The 16,587-nt window shown below is 52.6% G+C and carries 18 protein-coding genes; 6 read left to right on the top strand and 12 right to left on the bottom strand.

Annotated elements, in window-relative coordinates:
• Window positions 1–25 precede the first annotated feature (25 nt).
• A complete protein-coding gene (locus SIB68_RS10280; protein ID WP_063400997.1) occupies window positions 26–967 on the top strand; it encodes a TIGR01777 family oxidoreductase in 942 nt (313 codons plus the stop codon).
• Here the strand turns inward: SIB68_RS10280 and SIB68_RS10285 are convergent.
• Genes SIB68_RS10285 through SIB68_RS10300 form a run of 4 tightly spaced genes read right to left on the bottom strand, consistent with a single transcriptional unit; the run spans window position 909 to window position 3,259 of the window.
• Window positions 909–1,178, bottom strand: coding sequence for a hypothetical protein (locus SIB68_RS10285; RefSeq protein WP_011131337.1), 270 nt, complete (start codon window positions 1,176–1,178; stop codon window positions 909–911). The two genes, SIB68_RS10280 and SIB68_RS10285, sit on opposite strands and share 59 nt — an antisense overlap.
• On the bottom strand, window positions 1,175–2,386 hold the full coding sequence (locus SIB68_RS10290; RefSeq protein ID WP_063400996.1) for a lipid-A-disaccharide synthase-related protein: 1,212 nt from the start codon (window positions 2,384–2,386) through the stop codon (window positions 1,175–1,177). The genes SIB68_RS10285 and SIB68_RS10290 overlap by 4 nt, the downstream gene beginning before the upstream one ends.
• 1 nt (window position 2,387) lies before the next feature.
• Window positions 2,388–2,807 (bottom strand): hypothetical protein, encoded by a 420-nt coding sequence (locus SIB68_RS10295; RefSeq protein ID WP_063400995.1) that lies wholly within the window; start codon window positions 2,805–2,807, stop codon window positions 2,388–2,390.
• A 59-nt stretch (window positions 2,808–2,866) separates the two neighbouring features.
• Window positions 2,867–3,259 (bottom strand): HesB/IscA family protein, encoded by a 393-nt coding sequence (locus SIB68_RS10300; protein WP_011827196.1) that lies wholly within the window; start codon window positions 3,257–3,259, stop codon window positions 2,867–2,869.
• Window positions 3,260–3,376: 117 nt separating this feature from the next.
• On the opposite strand from SIB68_RS10300, the gene zds reads away from it, so the two are divergent.
• The 3 genes from zds to SIB68_RS10315 are packed head-to-tail and all read left to right on the top strand — an operon-like array spanning window position 3,377 to window position 5,797.
• The gene (zds, locus tag SIB68_RS10305) at window positions 3,377–4,849 is read left to right on the top strand and encodes a 9,9'-di-cis-zeta-carotene desaturase (RefSeq protein ID WP_063400994.1); all 1,473 of its coding nucleotides are present in this window, start codon (window positions 3,377–3,379) and stop codon (window positions 4,847–4,849) included.
• A 2-nt stretch (window positions 4,850–4,851) separates the two neighbouring features.
• Complete coding sequence (locus tag SIB68_RS10310; RefSeq protein WP_063400993.1) at window positions 4,852–5,301, top strand: SRPBCC family protein; 450 nt, start codon at window positions 4,852–4,854, stop codon at window positions 5,299–5,301.
• Window positions 5,252–5,797, top strand: coding sequence for a hypothetical protein (locus SIB68_RS10315; protein WP_236069098.1), 546 nt, complete (start codon window positions 5,252–5,254; stop codon window positions 5,795–5,797). The genes SIB68_RS10310 and SIB68_RS10315 overlap by 50 nt, the downstream gene beginning before the upstream one ends.
• On the opposite strand, the gene SIB68_RS10320 is transcribed toward SIB68_RS10315, so the two are convergent.
• The 5 genes from SIB68_RS10320 to SIB68_RS10340 are packed head-to-tail and all read right to left on the bottom strand — an operon-like array spanning window position 5,748 to window position 10,107.
• Entirely contained in the window at window positions 5,748–6,581 is an 834-nt protein-coding gene (locus tag SIB68_RS10320) for a uroporphyrinogen-III synthase (protein ID WP_063400992.1), read from the bottom strand. The two genes, SIB68_RS10315 and SIB68_RS10320, sit on opposite strands and share 50 nt — an antisense overlap.
• Window positions 6,578–7,786, bottom strand: a complete 1,209-nt coding sequence (locus SIB68_RS10325) for a glycosyltransferase (RefSeq protein WP_063400991.1) — start codon at window positions 7,784–7,786, stop codon at window positions 6,578–6,580. Before SIB68_RS10325 ends, SIB68_RS10320 begins: the two co-directional genes overlap by 4 nt.
• 37 nt (window positions 7,787–7,823) lie before the next feature.
• Complete coding sequence (locus SIB68_RS10330) at window positions 7,824–9,473, bottom strand: glycoside hydrolase family 3 N-terminal domain-containing protein (RefSeq protein ID WP_063400990.1); 1,650 nt, start codon at window positions 9,471–9,473, stop codon at window positions 7,824–7,826.
• Window positions 9,470–9,898 carry a 30S ribosome-binding factor RbfA gene (rbfA, locus tag SIB68_RS10335; RefSeq protein ID WP_063400989.1) on the bottom strand — a complete coding sequence of 143 codons (429 nt, stop codon included), beginning with the start codon at window positions 9,896–9,898 and terminating at the stop codon, window positions 9,470–9,472. The genes SIB68_RS10330 and rbfA overlap by 4 nt, the downstream gene beginning before the upstream one ends.
• Before the next feature lie 2 nt (window positions 9,899–9,900).
• Window positions 9,901–10,107, bottom strand: a complete 207-nt coding sequence (locus tag SIB68_RS10340) for a DUF751 family protein (RefSeq protein WP_011827188.1) — start codon at window positions 10,105–10,107, stop codon at window positions 9,901–9,903.
• A gap of 639 nt (window positions 10,108–10,746) precedes the next feature.
• Between SIB68_RS10340 and SIB68_RS10345 the strand changes: the two genes are divergently transcribed.
• On the top strand, window positions 10,747–11,472 hold the full coding sequence (locus tag SIB68_RS10345; RefSeq protein WP_063401149.1) for a glutathione S-transferase family protein: 726 nt from the start codon (window positions 10,747–10,749) through the stop codon (window positions 11,470–11,472).
• Window positions 11,473–11,508: 36 nt separating this feature from the next.
• The gene (locus SIB68_RS10350; RefSeq protein ID WP_063400988.1) at window positions 11,509–11,781 is read left to right on the top strand and encodes a chlororespiratory reduction protein 7; all 273 of its coding nucleotides are present in this window, start codon (window positions 11,509–11,511) and stop codon (window positions 11,779–11,781) included.
• A 395-nt stretch (window positions 11,782–12,176) separates the two neighbouring features.
• On the opposite strand, the gene SIB68_RS10355 is transcribed toward SIB68_RS10350, so the two are convergent.
• The 3 genes from SIB68_RS10355 to tkt form a co-directional block, all read right to left on the bottom strand.
• Window positions 12,177–13,280 (bottom strand): glycosyltransferase family 2 protein, encoded by a 1,104-nt coding sequence (locus SIB68_RS10355; RefSeq protein WP_063400987.1) that lies wholly within the window; start codon window positions 13,278–13,280, stop codon window positions 12,177–12,179.
• A gap of 214 nt (window positions 13,281–13,494) precedes the next feature.
• Window positions 13,495–14,427 carry a UDP-glucuronic acid decarboxylase family protein gene (locus SIB68_RS10360; protein ID WP_063400986.1) on the bottom strand — a complete coding sequence of 311 codons (933 nt, stop codon included), beginning with the start codon at window positions 14,425–14,427 and terminating at the stop codon, window positions 13,495–13,497.
• 134 nt (window positions 14,428–14,561) lie between these two features.
• Complete coding sequence (tkt, locus tag SIB68_RS10365) at window positions 14,562–16,571, bottom strand: transketolase (RefSeq protein WP_063400985.1); 2,010 nt, start codon at window positions 16,569–16,571, stop codon at window positions 14,562–14,564.
• Between the last annotated feature and the right edge of the window lie 16 nt (window positions 16,572–16,587).

Here is a 16,587-nt window from a genome sequence, read left to right on the forward strand (position 1 = left end):
CGCGGCCAATGCCGTCAGTTCTTTTATGCGCCTTCTACTTGTTGGTTGCACAGGTTTTGTCGGCCGTGAGCTGGTCCCCCAGTTGTTGGCAGCCAAGCATCAGTTGATCTTGGTCAGTCGCAAGGCTGCCTCTGGGTTCGATCAAGAGCGCCAGGCAGGGCAGTTGGAGTGGCTGCAGATTAATCCGGCGGATCCAAACAGTTGGCTCGATGGCCCACTACTGACTGCCTTGGCTCAAGTAGAAGGAGTGGTGAACCTGGCCGGAGAACCGATCGCTGAGCAGCGCTGGACAGCTGCTCATTGTCAGGAGCTGGAGTCGAGTCGTTTGGATACAACCAGGGCATTGGTGAAAGCCATGAGTCAACTCAAGACACCACCAAGAGTGCTCTTGAATGCCTCTGCGGTGGGCTATTACGGCACCAGTCCAGATGGCTACTTCACGGAAAAGAGTCCTTGTGGACAAGATTTCCTCGCTCACCTTTGTGAGCGGTGGGAGGCTGCAGCTGCTGCTAAACCGTCTGCTACCAGATTGGTAGTAGTGCGTATCGGTATCGTTCTAGGGCCCGAAGGAGGGGCTCTAGGCAAGATGCTGCCAGTGTTCAGGCTTGGTATTGGTGGTCCGGTGGGCAGTGGCCTTCAGTGGATGAGTTGGATTCATCGCACTGATCTGTGTCAGTTGATTGAAAAGGCTCTTAAGGAACGGGCTTGGTCCGGTGTGGTGAATGGGGTTGCTCCTGAGCCTGTCCCTATGGCTTCGTTCGCGGAGGTTCTCGGCAAGACTCTTGGTCGTCCAAGCCTCTTGCCGGTTCCAGGTCCGCTCCTCAAGATCTTGCTTGGGGATGGCGCTCGTGTCGTCCTTGAGGGTCAACAGGTGGCCTCAGAACGACTTGCAGGGTTGGGTTTCAGGTTTAAGTATCCCGATCTATGCCAGGCCTTATCCGCAGCCACCATGCCCACACCCCATTGATGAGGGCAGCGGTCATTAACAGGCTGATGGCGGGCAAAAATAGGGGCATCCAGAGTTGCTGAAACAGTCCTATTGGTTTCTCCACTCCCTGGCTTGCGGCCAGGATCGCTGTGACAAACCAGAGTGCTCCAGCAATCACTAGGAACACATCGATGATCAGCAGTCGGTCCAACCACTGTTTCCATTGGGGATCGGCAGAAGGAGTTGTCATTGATGTCTTTCAGTCAGCATGTTTGTAATGGCTTGGGCTAATCGTTGCCCGCCACCTGCCACCCCGAGTCTTTGCAAGGCCTGCTTCTGGCATTGTTGTTGCAGGTCAGGGTCCGCTTGGCTGCGTTTCAATAGCTCCAGAGTCAGTTTGGCAGTGTTCTGCAGGTTGAGCGCTTCGCCAGGCTTCCCACCAGCACAAAACACAGTGGGCCCGAGTAGTCGGCGCTGAGCTTCTGCGAATGCGGCGGTGAACTGGGGCCCCATTCCTGGAAGTTGTAGCACTGGCTTAGCGAGCCCTACCGCCTGTTCAGTCGCCGTGCCCGCCATGCTGATCAGGAGATCGCTGCTCTGAAGGACCGCAATGAAACAGTCGCGTTGCAAGGTGATGTGTCTTTGACCGAGCACAAGCTTGGTGTGTATTGCGTTGCCGATACCAGGTTGCATTTGCCAGCCTTGTTGAGCGACTAATTGAGCCAGGCTGCTGTCGTCTAGGGCTGGGACTAGTGCAAGATCTAGGCTTATTTCATCGCGGGCTAGTAGTTGTTCTGGAAGATATTCCACCATCTTCAACAGCAACAGCAGGTTGTGTTCTAGTTCTGGGAGGCGGCTGCCAGGCAGAAGTCCTAGGCGATAACGGCAGCTTGGTAAGCGTGCTTGAGGTGTGAGGACTGGATCCATAAAGGGATTGCCCAGAAAGCTCACTGGCCGTTGAAGTTGAGCCGTGAGGTCTGTTGCGGTGAGCTCGTCGCGGCTATAAACACCCAAAAACCGCTTACTTTTCAGACAGCTGCCACAAGGCCAAGGCAATCGCAGGCGACCTTCATAGTGACTGGAGTAAGCCACTAGGTAGATCGCGACGGGACGGCAGCTAAGCCAAGCTGCCATCACAGGGATCACATCGCCAATCACCACCAGCAGGTCGTAGTGGTCTGCCACCTGCAACAAACGTCCCAGGCGCCTTAGGAGATAGAACAATTGGCCTTGGAGCAGTTCAGTCAGCCTGCCTCGAAAACTGGTGTATCCAAGCCCGCCTGTGCTGAATGCTTTGGCCTGTCCAAGGATTTTGATTCCTGCCTCGGTATAGGCATGACCATGACCGACCAAAGGCAGGGCCTCCAGTTGATGGCCGAGGTTGAGCAGGGTTTTGCCTAGTAGGGCCCCGGAAAGGTCTTCCCCGTGTCCATTACTCAACAGCAGCAGCTTCGCCAAATCAGAGCTCCAGCCAAGCCTTTACTTTCTTCAAAGCATGCCAATTTGGTCTGCGAAGTAACCCATCGGCGATTGAGTCCTTGAGGTCTTTTGCAAACTCCGGTGCAACAGCAAGAATTTTTTGCACCATGTCGATTTGATCTCTTACACCCTTGGAGTTGGTTTCCAGCAGGGCCAGGCTGAGGTTGATACGAGCTTGGGGATCCTGGGCGTTGAGCTTTACCGCAGTGCGCGCGCTGCGCAGGGCCTCATCGGGTTGAGCATTGAGAAGCTGTAGCCAGGCTAGGCATGTCCAGCCAGCCGCTTGATTGGGCGTCGTTGTTGTGATGGTTTTGAAGTCTTCGATCAGCTCACTGGCTTCAGCTCCGGACTGATACCGGGCCATGGCTGTTTCGAAGAGGTTCTCGTTGGTGGACGCCATCGGATGCAGCAGAACTGCTTAGGTCTCTTCAGATTCCCACGGAGCGGTGGCCATTGACTTCAGACAGCGAATGAGCTGCCGCAACCGCAGGTTTGGCTGGCGTTGGGATTGGTGAAATTGAAGCCGCCGCCAATCATTTCAGTGCTGAAATCCAATTGCATCCCATAGATGTACAGCAGGCTCTTGGGATCACAGATCACACGGAAACTTGCGCCATCGGTTGCGGTGTACTCATAGACCTCATCACCCTCTTGGATATCGGCTGAGGGTACAAAATCCATGGTGTAGCTCATGCCGCTGCAACCGCCCGAGCGCACGCCTACTCGCAGCACCTGATCATTCCCCTTCTCAAGGCAGAGCCTGGCCAACTGCTGCATAGCTGTGTTGGTGATTTGGATGCCTTTGCCGTCAGTAGCGGTGTGGTGGGTTGCAGGATTAGTGGTGCTGGTCATTCAGTGCTGGCACAGACCTCAATTCATTTTATGGAGGGATTTCTCTCGTTGCACTATCCAATTCAGTCAACCTATCCGCCATATTTATAGAGTCGGAAGGATTTTTGTAGGAAGCGCGTGCGGGTCGCCATTGTGGGCGCTGGGCTTGCCGGATTGGCTGCAGCGGTTGATCTCGTTGATGCCGGTCATACCGTGGATCTCTACGAAGCTCGGCCGTTCATTGGTGGCAAGGTTGGTAGTTGGGAAGATCCAGATGGCAACCATGTCGAAATGGGGTTGCATGTTTTCTTTTTCAATTACGCCAATCTTTTTGCGCTGATGCGCAAGGTGGGTGCCATTGACAATCTGCTGCCAAAGGACCACACCCATTTGTTCGTCAATCGTGGTGGTGATCTTCGATCTCTTGATTTTCGTTTTGTCCTAGGGGCTCCTTTTAACGGTCTCAAGGCTTTTTTTACGACTCCTCAGCTGAACTGGATCGATAAATTGCGCAATGCCCTTGCTCTGGGAACGAGTCCCATTGTTAGGGGCCTGGTGGATTACGAGGGGGCCATGAGCACAATCCGTGCTCTCGATGCAGTGAGTTTTCAACAGTGGTTTCTCAGTCATGGCGGCAGCCTGCAGAGCATTCAGCGCATGTGGAACCCGGTTGCCTATGCCCTTGGCTTTATTGACTGTGAGGCGATCTCTGCCCGTTGCATGCTCACCATTTTCATGATGTTTGCAGCTCGTACGGAAGCATCCAAGCTGAATTTGCTTAAAGGCTCCCCTCATCGTTGGCTTACAGCGCCGATTCTTGATTACATCCAGGCAAGGGGTGGTCGTCTTCATCTCCGCCATCGTGTTCGTGAGGTGCACTTTCGCGATGACGAAGCTCCCGTGGTTACCGGGCTCAGCCTTGGCACACCAGACGGGGATGTCATGGTTGAAGCTGATTGCTATTTGGCCGCTTGCGATGTGCCAGGCATTCAGCGCTTGCTTCCTGAAGCATGGCGTAAGTTCCCCCAATTTGATGACATCTACAAGCTCCAAGCCGTGCCAGTCGCCACCGTGCAGCTGCGTTACGACGGCTGGGTGACTGAGTTGGGTAATGACCCCATTCACGAGGCTGCACGCAGGGATCTCCGGAGTCCTGTTGGCTTGGATAATCTTTTGTATACAGCTGATGCAGATTTCAGCTGCTTTGCGGATCTGGCCTTGGCAAGTCCTGAGGACTATCGCCGGGAGGGCCTGGGTTCTTTACTCCAATGTGTACTCACTCCTGGTGACCCCTGGATTTCTAAATCCGTAGAGACGATCGTTTCGCACACCGATGCTCAAGTGCGTGAATTGTTCCCTTCGTCTCTTTCTCTCAAGCTGGTGTGGAGCAACGTCGTCAAACTTGCTCAGTCTCTTTATCGAGAAGCCCCAGGGATGGAGCCTTATAGACCAGATCAGTCCACGCCTGTCAGCAATTTCTTTTTGGCGGGGAGTTATACCCGCCAGGATTACATCGACTCAATGGAGGGTGCCACGATGAGTGGCCATTTGGCGGCGGCGGCGATCCTTCATCAACCAGCCAAGTTGGCCACCAATCAGGCGGTGGCTTAACGATGGGACGCTGGCTTGAACACACAGTCACTAGCGATATCAATGCTCCCGTTGAGCAGGTATGGGCTGTCTGGATGGATCTCGAGGCCATGCCCCGCTGGATGAACTGGATTGAATCTGTCAAAACCCTGGAGGATCCAAGCCTCACGGATTGGACCTTGGCTGCTCAGGGCTTTCGTTTCCATTGGCAGGCAAGGATCAGCAAGCAGGTTGAAGGGCAGCAGTTGCAATGGGAATCCATAGGAGGGCTACCTACGAAAGGAGCTGTGCGTTTTTATCCGGAGAGCGAGAACCGTACAGCTGTGAAATTGAGCGTTACTTACGAGTTGCCGAGGCCCTTGGCACCCTTGATGGAACCGAGCATCCTGGGAGGGATTGTTACTCGTGAGCTCCAGGCCAATCTTGACAGATTTAGGGATCTTGTGGAAAGCGGTTACTGCGTTTCCTCCTGAGTACTCGAGGACAGCCGCCTGGCGGTTGAGGAGTGCATTGATCCTGCTCACGGTTGCGCTAACGGGATGCAGTACCGATCGCACTACTACCGAGAAGTTGGCTACAACACCGCGATCGGCTACGGATAGTTCTGAGCAGTTTGTGATGCCGATTGATCTTTCTGATCGGCTCACACCACTGCCTTCGGCCACAGAGGTTCAAGAGCGAGTGCTCGCAGGTCGAAGGGATCCTTTTCAACCGCTTGTTGGCTCAACAACTTCAAAGGGATTCATCCTGAAAGGTGTCCTGGTTGTTGGCGGGCAGCAGCGGGCATTTGTTCAAACATCAGATGGATCAGGAGCATTGTGCGTGGGGCCTGGAGGTCTTTGCCCCGGTCAAGTTGAGGCGGACCAGCTGTTACCTCCAAGCTGGTCGCTGCTATCGATCGACGTTCAGCGCGGCTGCATCACCCTGAGCCAGGGGGGCAAGTCTCAGCCTCCGACCTGCATGCTTTAACACAAGCACTGACAAGCCCCTCAAGGTCGTGGGGATCGGCTTCTTGATCGACCCTTCCAAAATGCTGCTCACAGCTGAGGCTTGTCTGGGGGCCAATGGAGATAACTTTGACTGTTTGAAGCTGCTGCAGCCAGTCGCTGCCAAAACGATGGCTGAGCAAACTTGCTGTGTGTGCAGCGGTTTTGCCGCTGCTGAAAGCAATTGCATCCACATTGCTGTTTGCGAGGGCTGTGGCCGTGTCCTCCGGGATTGCTTCTGGGCAACGGGATTCATAAGCTGCTACTTCAATCACGTGTGCTCCGCTTTCCCGGAAGGCTTCTCCCAGAATGGTGCGGCCACCGCTCTGGACTCTTGGCAGCAGCATCTTCAGTCCAAAGCCTGACACTGGGAAATGATTGATCAGGCTGTCAGCCACAAAGTTTGGGGGAACAAAATCAACCGCAGCTCCTAGGTGTTCAAGATATTGGGCTGTTTTGCGGCCTACTGCTGCAAGTTTTAGTCCCTTGGGACGATTAGCAAGAGATTGGCCGATACGCTGAAGCCGTTCTTCAACGGCCCGTACTCCATTGGCGCTGGAGAAAACCAACCAGTGGAAAGTCTTGATGTCGGCTAAGGCATCATCGAGGGGTTGCCAATCGTCGGGTGGGCCAATCACAAGAGCGGGCAGATCAAGAACGTTCGATCCAAGGGCATGAAGCCGACTCCGAGCCTCACTCTGTTGCTCCTGGGCACGGGTCATGATGATTGTGCAGCCATGAAGGGGAGCTATGGGTTTGCTGCTCATTTCTCTCCCTCATTTAGTTTCACAATGCCCGCTACCTGATGGCGCAGCCCTTCGCTTTCCTTGCTTCGTCCTTGACGGTGGAGCAGCGTAATAGCCTTGCTAAAGCTGTTGCGGGCACCATTGATGTCCCCAGCGACGAGCATCGCAACCGCATGATTTTGGTGGGTCTCAGCATGCTCAGGATTGAGTTGTTTCGCTTGTTCGTAGGCGTATAAGGCTTCTACAAGATTGCCTCGGCGACGCTGCATTAATCCGAGGTTGTACCACGCCAGAGCGACTTCCGGGGCTTGTTGGGTAGCGGTGGTGGTGAGTGCGATGGCTTCATCCAGTAGCTCTTGTTGCATGAGCAGGGCTGCCAGGTTGAGGCGAGCTCCCAGGCTCACTCTGATGTCCATGGGTAGAGCCACGGCTTCGCGGTAGGCCGTGACGGCTCCTTGGGGATCGTCTTGGGCAAGGGCAATGCCTAGGTGCAGAAGAAGTTCGTAGCGTTCGATCGGATTGGCATTTGTGTTTTCGTTCTGCTTTAGGCCTTGCCGCAAGAGCTGGATGCCGCGTTCTTTTTGCCCTTCGTCTACCTCGAGAGCGCCGAGTTTTGCACAGGTATACGGATCGCCTGGATGCTCAGCCAGCCAGGTCTCCATTGCTGTCCTCAACCGTTGGGATTTGTTGCTGCTTTGGAGTAGATCTGGCCGGTAGCCTTCGTGGAGCAAAGCCGGCTCAAGGTAATCGACGATGCGCCAATGGGGTTCTTCGCTGAGCAGATCCCTCACGCTGTCGTCAATCATGGAGTGGTAGGGGCGGCTCCAGTGGATTCGCGAGTGTCGGCGGAACAGACGGCTGACGTTGGAATAAGGGGCCATCGTTGCTCCCTGCTCAAAGCGCAGCAGGTTTATCACCAGAACATCAGGCTGAGCCATCAAGTTTTGTAGGCCTGAGATGGCCTCAGCGCGTAGTTGTTCATCGGCATCAAGAACAAGGACCCAATCCCCCGTGATCAGGTTCATGGCGGCATTACGGGCTGGGGCAAAGTCCCCTGGCCACGGTAGGTGCTCTATTCGTGCACCGGCGGCTTCAGCTATGGCCACTGTTGCATCCGTGGAGCCCGTGTCGACTAGCACGATTTCGTCTACGAACCCTTTCACGGACGCCAGGCATGCTCCCAGGCGACTCTCTTCGTTGCGTACGACCATCGAGAGGCTGAGCATTGGAGCTGGTTCGTAGGTTGGCTCGAGGATATAGACGTCAGTCAGTGAAGTCTTGGAACAGCGGCGTTTGGGTACTTGATTGCACCTGCGCAGGTTGTAGCAGGCAGGTAAGAACCTGGCGCTGCGCTTCAGGCATCTGACCAGGGCTGTAAGCCGCGGGGATGCCGATATTTAACACTTCAATCAGCTCATCCCAGATGTAAGGACTGCCGTAGACAACTAGGCCTGCGAGGCGTTTTTGCTGTTGGAGTTGCTTGACGGTTGCCACCCATGGCTCGTGGCGATCCTGGTCGCCGCGGAAGGGGTTCCCGCGTAAGAAAAGTTGCAGCATTACTGGGCCGATGCCCAATCGTTCTAGAGCTAAAGGCTGATCTGGGTCGTCTTGCCAGGGAGAGATCCCTAGGGGGTGACAGAGCAAACTTTGAAATCCAGCTTCAGAGGGCAGTACGAGTGCTGGGGCCGTGGCTGTGAGTACCGAGCATGGCAAGACTCCATCCACCCGCAGGAGATTGATGCCTGACTCAGTTGGGGTGACCGGTCCTGGATTGTGGATTTTTAGCGATGCAGTCACCAGTTCTCTGGCGAGAGCACGGTCTTCGTCTCGTTCCAGGGGTTTGTCAATGCTTGTGCTGTCTTTGAGGGCCAGCTTTGCAGTGGAGGTACCAACCTTTTGTAAGGCTTTTCGCCGGCGCTCTTGGGAGGCGTGCAAACGTTGCATTGGAATTTGGCCCGACTGGAGGGCCTTGCATAGGGCCTCGATAGCGTCATCTGCGTTCTCGGGCATTAAAATCAGGTCAGCACCGGCGGCAAAGGCCATCACGGCGGCTTCGCCAGCGCTATAGGACTGAGTGATTGCTCGCATGACCAGGGCATCGGTCACGACCAAGCCCTCGAACTTGAGTTGGCGGCGTAAAAGGTCTTGGAGAATAGCTGGAGAGAGGGTCGCCGGACAGGAGGCGTCGAGGTTTCGCATCAATAGATGGGCCGTCATGATGCTGTCGATGCCGGCTTTCATGACGGCCTGGAAAGGCACGAGTTCAAGCTCCACAAGCTGGCGGAGGTTGTCATCCAGTACAGGCAACTGCAGATGGGAATCCATTCCCGTATTGCCATGACCTGGGAAGTGTTTGGCGCATCCCAGCACACCTTCTGCTGCAAGGCCTTGTTGGAAAGCACAGGCCAAAGAAGAGGCGGCGGCAGTGTCTTCTCCCCATGCCCGCACATTGATGACAGGGTTGGCTGGGTTGTTGTTGACATCGCAGACGGGTGCTAACACCCAGTTGAGTCCGCAGCGTCGAGCTTGGTGTCCTGTGCAGCGGCCGTAGCGCTCGGCCAGATTGACAGCACGACCTTGGTCTTCTTGATAAAGCCGTCCAAGGGCCATGGGCGGTACGAGCCAAGTACCGCCTTCAAAGCGTTGACCGACACCCTCTTCCACATCGGCACATAACAGGAGGGGTGCTTTCGCCCATTGTCTAAGTCTCTTGCAGCGATGCCTTATTTCGGTGCTTGTGCCGCCCAGCAAAATCACACCGCCCACACCTTCAGCGAGCAGACGTTTTAGCTCAGCGTTGCTTAGTTCCCATTTTGGATAACGGCGTTGGTCATCGCTGGCATGACCACTTGCTCGCACCACCAGCAACTCAGCGACTTGACGTCGAAGGGGGCTCTGGATCGGCGGGTTCACGTTTTATTGAAAGTGGTTGTCTCGTAAGTGGTTGGTTGATCACTTTTTGATTGCACTTCTTCAAGGGTTTCTCGCTGTTGTTCCAATTGCTCAAGAAGGTTTAGTACCGAAGTTCCCTTCTCGATTCCGCGATCCAAATGAAAGTGCACTTCAGGTGCACGTCGCATCTGCAATCTGCGGCCAAGCTCGCCTCTGAGGAAACCACTGGCGGCCTCTAGACCCTCTAGTACTTCAGAGCGTTGGATCTCTTCGCCGTAAATGCTCACAAAAATCTTGCAGTGCTGTAGATCGCCGGAGACTTCCACATTCGTAATACTCACCATGCCCTGATGCACCCGTTCGTCGCGGATGCCATGGATGAGTAATTCGCTTGTCTCTCGGCGGATTAGGGCAGCGACCCGCTCCACCCGTCGCCCAGGTGCCATATCTATGCCAGTGATGTTGGATACACCATGGCATGCATGATTAAGACAATGCTGATCAATCCACTTATTAGGGCCCCAATGATGGCTATTGCAGTCACGGGATTACTGCGACGCTTGGCGAGTGGCTCGATGTAGTTATTGAGCAAACCAAGACAGAAGGCGATGAGGTATCGCGGATAGCGTGACAAGTTGAGAAATAACTCTCTCATCTTCAGTTATTGCAGAGGGTTTTTGGGAAATGGGTTAGCCCAAAGTGAGGATGATGCTACTTCTGAAGTCACAGATCACCTGAGCGCGAAGGTTGCCGGTATCGTGCATTCTCAGTGTGACCAGTTATACGACGTTAGTTTAGTGAGGCAGAAGGTACTGCGGTAGTTCCTCTGAGAGACCGCAGTGCAGCGTCTTAGGGCTTGCTGTTGCCTCTATTGCTTAGAGCGGCCAGCGGGGGGCTCAGATCTCAGCTCAGTTGGTGCGGCCATTCTGGCGATAGCCGTAGGCAGTGTTGCTCAAGAAAAGGCAATTGGCGAAGCCGTTAAAGGGGAAGAAATCTGGAACACTTCTCTTCGGCGCGTCGCAAATTTCTGTTGATTCATTGCTCAGCATGCACCATTTGCGGTTGCTAAATTAATTATTTGCCTAGAAGAAACTGTTTGATTGGTGTCTTGAAATACAGCCATTTGGCTAACTTTCAAAGCCGATTGCATTGATCTGACTTGATTGAGTCTGTATAAAACAGCTCTTTTCATTTTCCACTCTCAGTCTAAAGCCAAATGCGATTATTGCCCTTTTTGCCTTAGCGGGCTTTTGAAGCTGTTAGCTACTCTGCCGTTCTTTTGGCAGAGCAAACGATGATGGAACTGCATCAATTCCGCCATTCCGCCTTCTGTCTCAAGGTGCGGATGGTCTTGCAGGCCAAGGGTTTGACTTACCAGGTGGTGGAAGTTACCCCCGGGTTAGGACAGCTCAACGTGTTTCGTTTGTCAGGTCAGCGTCAGGTCCCTGTACTTGTCGATGGCGATGTTGTTTTGGCAGACTCCAGCACCATTGCTCGACATCTCGAGGCTAAGCAGCCGGAACCACCCCTCATTCCGGTTGATCCACAGCAGGCCGCGCAGGTGTACTTGATTGAAGATTGGGCTGATACGACATTGGCGCGGGCAGGCCGGTCAGCTTTGTTGCAGGCTGCAGCCTTGGACTCTGAGTTGCGTTTAGCTCTTCTTCCAGAAGATCTGCCAACTCCCTTGCGTCAGGTCATGGGAGATCTCCCGGGGGGGTTGTTGAACGGTGCCTCTGAGATCATTGGCCAGACAGAGAGGGTTGAGTTATTAACGAGCCTCGAACAATTGGCTGATTTGATGCAGAAACGCTCCTGGCTAGTAGGAGATGCGATGAGCCTGGCTGATTTAGCTGTAGCCGCTCAGATTTCTTTAATGCGTTTTCCAGCCTCTGCTGGGGCAGCACTTGCAGGTAAAGGTGTGTTCGGCCTGAGTGATCACCCGCGGTTGCAGCCCTTATTCCACTGGAGGGATCAGCTTGAGTTGTCATTGCTTGAGACGGATGACTCAGCCCGATGAGTCTTGCTTGAACACCGATGCAGAAATGGCTGTCTAATGTCTGATCCCTTGATTCGTGATTCTGATCACTACGTCGTTTTGGAGCCTGGCCAGCCTGAGCGGCTTCTGAGCGCTGCTGACACACTTGTTTGGTTGCAGACTTGGCTCCAGAGTTTGGATGTCTTGCCAGAGGATTTGCAGAGTCAGAACTCACTCGTGTCAGCGGCCCAGCGGTTGCTTGATACAGCTTGTGAGCTGGAGGTGGGCCAAGGTCTCTGCCTGCAGTGGTTTGCGGTGCGCCTGGAACCTCCTGGATCTGTTCAAAGTTGAGTTCATTTGGATAGGTTTAGTGCGCTTTGACAAGACTGTTGCTGAACCCCGATGCAATCGTGCAGGCATTGCGTATCGAGAAGACAAGCTCAATCCAAGCTTCCTTTAATATCATGAGCCTTTAAATCATCATTTATAATTGTTGCATTTCGCGATTTTTCAAGGGGCATTATGATGTGAATCTAGAGCCGAATGTATATCAGCGCATTGATCACTTCTAGACTTGCGGACTGAAGGAAGTATTCTATAAATAAAAATCTGTCTCGAGAGCATATAGAATGGCTGGAGACTTTGTTGAGTCATACGAGATAGATGCGTCAATTCAATTGCAAGTCTGAAATGGTATTGCCCTAAAATATTTTGCGTGTCACCAATGAAGAGCAGAAATTATATGGCTAGGGAGTATTCCAAACAAATTTGCTGCTTGCCACATAGTTCCAAGTAAAGGCAAAGATGATGCCAAGCAGTTGGGCGATTAGCTCGTTGGAAGAGATGTGCTCGTAATAAGCAGATGCCAATCCAATATTGGCCACGAATGGTAAAGAGGAGACAAGTAAAAACTTTGTAAGGCCCTTTATTAATTTTAAGCCATTAAGGCGTGCAAACCTAAAAGTTAAAATATTGTTGATTAAGTAATTGGATGTTGCTGCTAATATGACAGCAATAGGCAGAGAGGATTGAAAGGAATAAGCAAGTATATTGGTAAGAATGAAAACACTAAATAGCTGTATAAAAACACCACTTAGGCCAACGAGTGCAAAGCTTATTGCGCGACGAGGAATAAGCTTTAAGCTGATTGAATGTAGAAATGATAATAAGAAATCCCATGCGACTGCGATATCCAGTTTAGAGCTTCCATGTAGCCTCTTCTCGAAGATCAGGGGTAGCTCGCCAACTAATAAGGCTCCATTGCTTTTGGCTAATAATTCATATAGGAACTTAAAGCCATTGACATCAACAGAGCGAATGATTGGCATGGCCTGCTTCAAGTCGACTGCAAAAAATCCACTCATGTAATCAGTTAAATGGCGATATCTTTTTGAGAGACTTTTTTTGGCAAGAAAGTTTGCAAAAGTAGAAGCATTTTCTCGGTCATTGGTGAGACCATTGATTACAGATCCTTGAAGAAACCTGCTGCCAACAACAAGATCTAAGCCTTGGTCTCTTAGATGACTTATTGATTGTTTGATGACTGACGTAGGATGTTGACCATCGCAATCCATGACAAGAGCATATTCATGGCAAGCATTTAAGAGTCCTTCTTTGATAGCACTGGCAAGACCACTTCTGCCTACACGCCTAACTAATCGGATGAATGAATATTGACGAGCCAATTCCAATACCACCTCAGAGGTGCCATCTGGCGAATCATCATCTACAACGATAATCTCTAACTTGTATTGCAAGGATAGATCAATGATTGATTCGATGATGGTGCAAATATTATCCCTTTCATTGAAAGCAGGTAATATTATTGATAAGCTGGCAGTCTCTGCCATCTCTAAGCATTGGTTGACCACTTGCTATTTTAGCATCCTTAGATGCTCGGCAAGGCAAGCCCCTTCCGAGTAAAGAATCAATATTTTCTTTAGTTCTTGTCTGTTAGTAAATCCGTGTTATCTCTGATGGTTTATTTTGATAAATGGGGTTGTCTAGTTGATGGCTAATGTTTGAATTTGCCGAGGACAGGGTGGATTCTATTGCTCCATTGCTTCATAGTTGCTTACGAAACCAGTCGATTGTTTTTGTTAGTCCATCTTCAAGTGGAATGAGTGGCTTCCAGTCCAGTTGCTTTTGGGCTAAGTCGATTATTGGCTGGCGTTGCATTGGATCGTCTTGAGGCAAGGGCTTTGAGATCAAAGGCAGATTGGGTTGGATACTATTGCGAACTAACTCTGCTAGTTGGCGAATCGTGAATTCACTGGGATTGCCGATGTTAATAGGTCCAGTTGTATCACTGTTCATGAGGCGCAACATGCCTTCGATGAGATCATCCACATAACAGAATGAACGCGTTTGTAGGCCATCTCCGTAGAGGGTTAGTGGTTCACCACGAAGTGCCTGCATGATGAAGTTGCTCACCACCCTGCCGTCATCTGGCAACATTCGGGGGCCATAGGTGTTGAAGATGCGCATCACTCTGATCTCCGTGGCATGGATGCGTTGGTAGTCGAAGCAGAGTGTTTCTGCAATGCGCTTTCCCTCGTCGTAACAGCTGCGAATCCCGATTGTGTTAACGCAACCGCGATAGCTTTCTGGTTGGGGATGAATTTCTGGGTCGCCGTAAACCTCGCTTGTGCTTGCGAGTAGTAGGCGTGCGCCTACCCTGCGAGCGAGGCCCAGCATGTTGTAGGTACCAAGAAAACTGGTTTTGGCTGTTTTAATTGGATTAAACTGATAGTGAACCGGTGATGCAGGGCATGCCAGATGCCAGATCCGATCAACTTCGAGCTTGATTGGTTCGGTTACATCGTGTCTGATTAATTCGAAGCGTGGATGCTCGATCCATTGCGCAACATTGACTTTGCGCCCAGTGAAATAGTTGTCGAGGCAAATGACTTCTTCCCCCGCCTGCATGAGCCTGTCGACTAGATGAGAGCCAAGAAAGCCTGCGCCTCCGGTAACAAGATTGCGAGTCGGTTGCAAGGCTTCAGTGTTAGATATTTAGATCTGAGTCTAGGCGGAGATGTCTGCTCACTTGATACCAATAAAAAAGCTCCGCACCAGTAGAGATGCGGAGAAGAAACGAGGCTTGCTAGAGCTATTGATTAACTTGCAGATCAATTCAGCAACGCTTTTGACTTCGCCACCACATTCTCTACGGTGAAGCCAAACTTCTCCATGCATGTGCCACCTGGTGCAGAAGCGCCAAAGCTGTTCATGGTCACACTGTCGCCATCAAGGCCGATGTACTTGTGCCAGCCAAATGATTCGGCGGCTTCCACCACGATGCGCTTGCGTACAGCGTTTGGCAGCACCTCTTGTTTGTATGCGCTGCTCTGTTCTTCGAAAAGTTCTACGCAAGGCATCGAGACCACGCGAATCTTGTGGCCTTCAGCACTGAGTTGCTTGGCGGCTTGTACGCAAAGGTCAAGCTCTGTGCCTGTACCGATCAGGATCAGATCAGCTGTTCCTTCGCAATCTTCCAGTACGTAGCCGCCGAGAGCGACATTTTCGATGGATGAATTGGCTTGGTTGGCCATGCCCTGACGGCTCAGGCAAAGAGAGCTGGGGCGTTTGCGATTCTGGATGGCTAATTTGTACGCTCCGCTGGTCTCATTACCATCTCCGGGACGGAACACCAGCATGTTTGGCATGGCGCGCAGGGAGGGAATGGTTTCGACCGGTTGGTGGGTAGGCCCATCTTCACCGACGCCGATTGAGTCATGGGTGAGTACGTAGATCACTCCAAGCTCACTTAAGGCTGAAAGGCGCATTGAGCCGCGCATGTAGTCAGCAAAAACCAGGAAGGTTCCGCCGTAGGGGATTAGACCACTGTTGTGGTAAGCGATGCCATTGAGGATGGCGGCCATGGCGTGCTCCCGCACACCGAAATGTAGATAACGCTTTTCGGGTGTTTCCGGTTGGAAGGAGCCGGTTTCACCTTTGATATCGGTGTAATTGGAGTGAGTGAGGTCGGCAGAACCGCCAATCAGTTCGGGCAGATTTGGCCCCAGCGCGCCGAGGCAGATCTGGGAGTGCTTACGCGTTGCGAGGCCGCTGTCTTCAGGGGTATAGGTCGGTAGATCTTTGTCCCACCCCTTGGGAAGCTCACCGCGCAACATCCGCTCGAATTCAGCTGCTTCATTTGGGTATTGACTTCTGTAGTTGGCGAGTGCTTGATTCCACTCAGATTCAAGGCGAGCGCCTTGATCGATGGCCTTGCGGTACTGGTCGTAGGCCTCTTGGGGAATTTCAAAAGGGCCATAGTTCCATCCCAGTTGTTGGCGAGTGAGAGTGGCTTCTTCTTCGCCAAGGGGCGCCCCATGCACTCCGGCAGTGTCACTTTTGTTAGGGGAGCCGTAACCAATGGTGGTGGTCACCTTGATAATGGACGGCTTATCGGTCACGGCCTTGGCGGCAGCGATCGCCTTGGCGATGGCATTCACGTCGGTGTCGCCATTGGCGACATGTTGTACATGCCAGCCATAGGCCTCGTAGCGCTTGAGAACGTCTTCGGTGAAGGAAACGTCTGTGCGGCCGTCGATCGTGATGTGGTTGTCGTCGTAGAGGGCGATCAGTTTTCCTAGCTTGAGGTGGCCGGCAAGGGAGCAGGCCTCCGAGGCAATACCTTCTTGGTTGCAGCCATCGCCCATCACCACGTAGGTGTAGTGATCAACGATCTTTGCTTCGGGTTTATTGAATTTGGCCGCAAGGTGAGCTTCAGCGATCGCAAGGCCAACGGCATTAGAGATCCCAGCACCAAGGGGGCCTGCGGTGACTTCGACTCCAGGGGTCTCAAATGTTTCGGGATGTCCAGGAGTGCGCGAGCCCCATTGGCGGAATTGCTTGATGTCCTCGATGCTCACCGAGTCATACCCGGTGAGATGCAACAGCGAGTAAACCAACATGCAGCCGTGACCGGCTGAGAGGACAAAGCGGTCGCGGTTGAACCACTGAGGATTCTTGGGGTTGTGATGCAGAAATTGGTCCCAGAGGGTGTAGCCCATGGGGGCACAGCCCATGGGAAGACCAGGGTGGCCGCTGTTGGCCTTGTTGACCGCATCTACGGCCAGCATGCGAATGCTGTTGATGCAGAGCGTATCTAGGGAAGCAGTCGCAGCGACCATGGTATTGAGATGGGAT

It is taken from the genome of Prochlorococcus sp. MIT 1323 (genome assembly GCF_047304905.1).
In the GTDB taxonomy this organism is placed as follows: domain Bacteria; phylum Cyanobacteriota; class Cyanobacteriia; order PCC-6307; family Cyanobiaceae; genus Prochlorococcus; species Prochlorococcus marinus_D.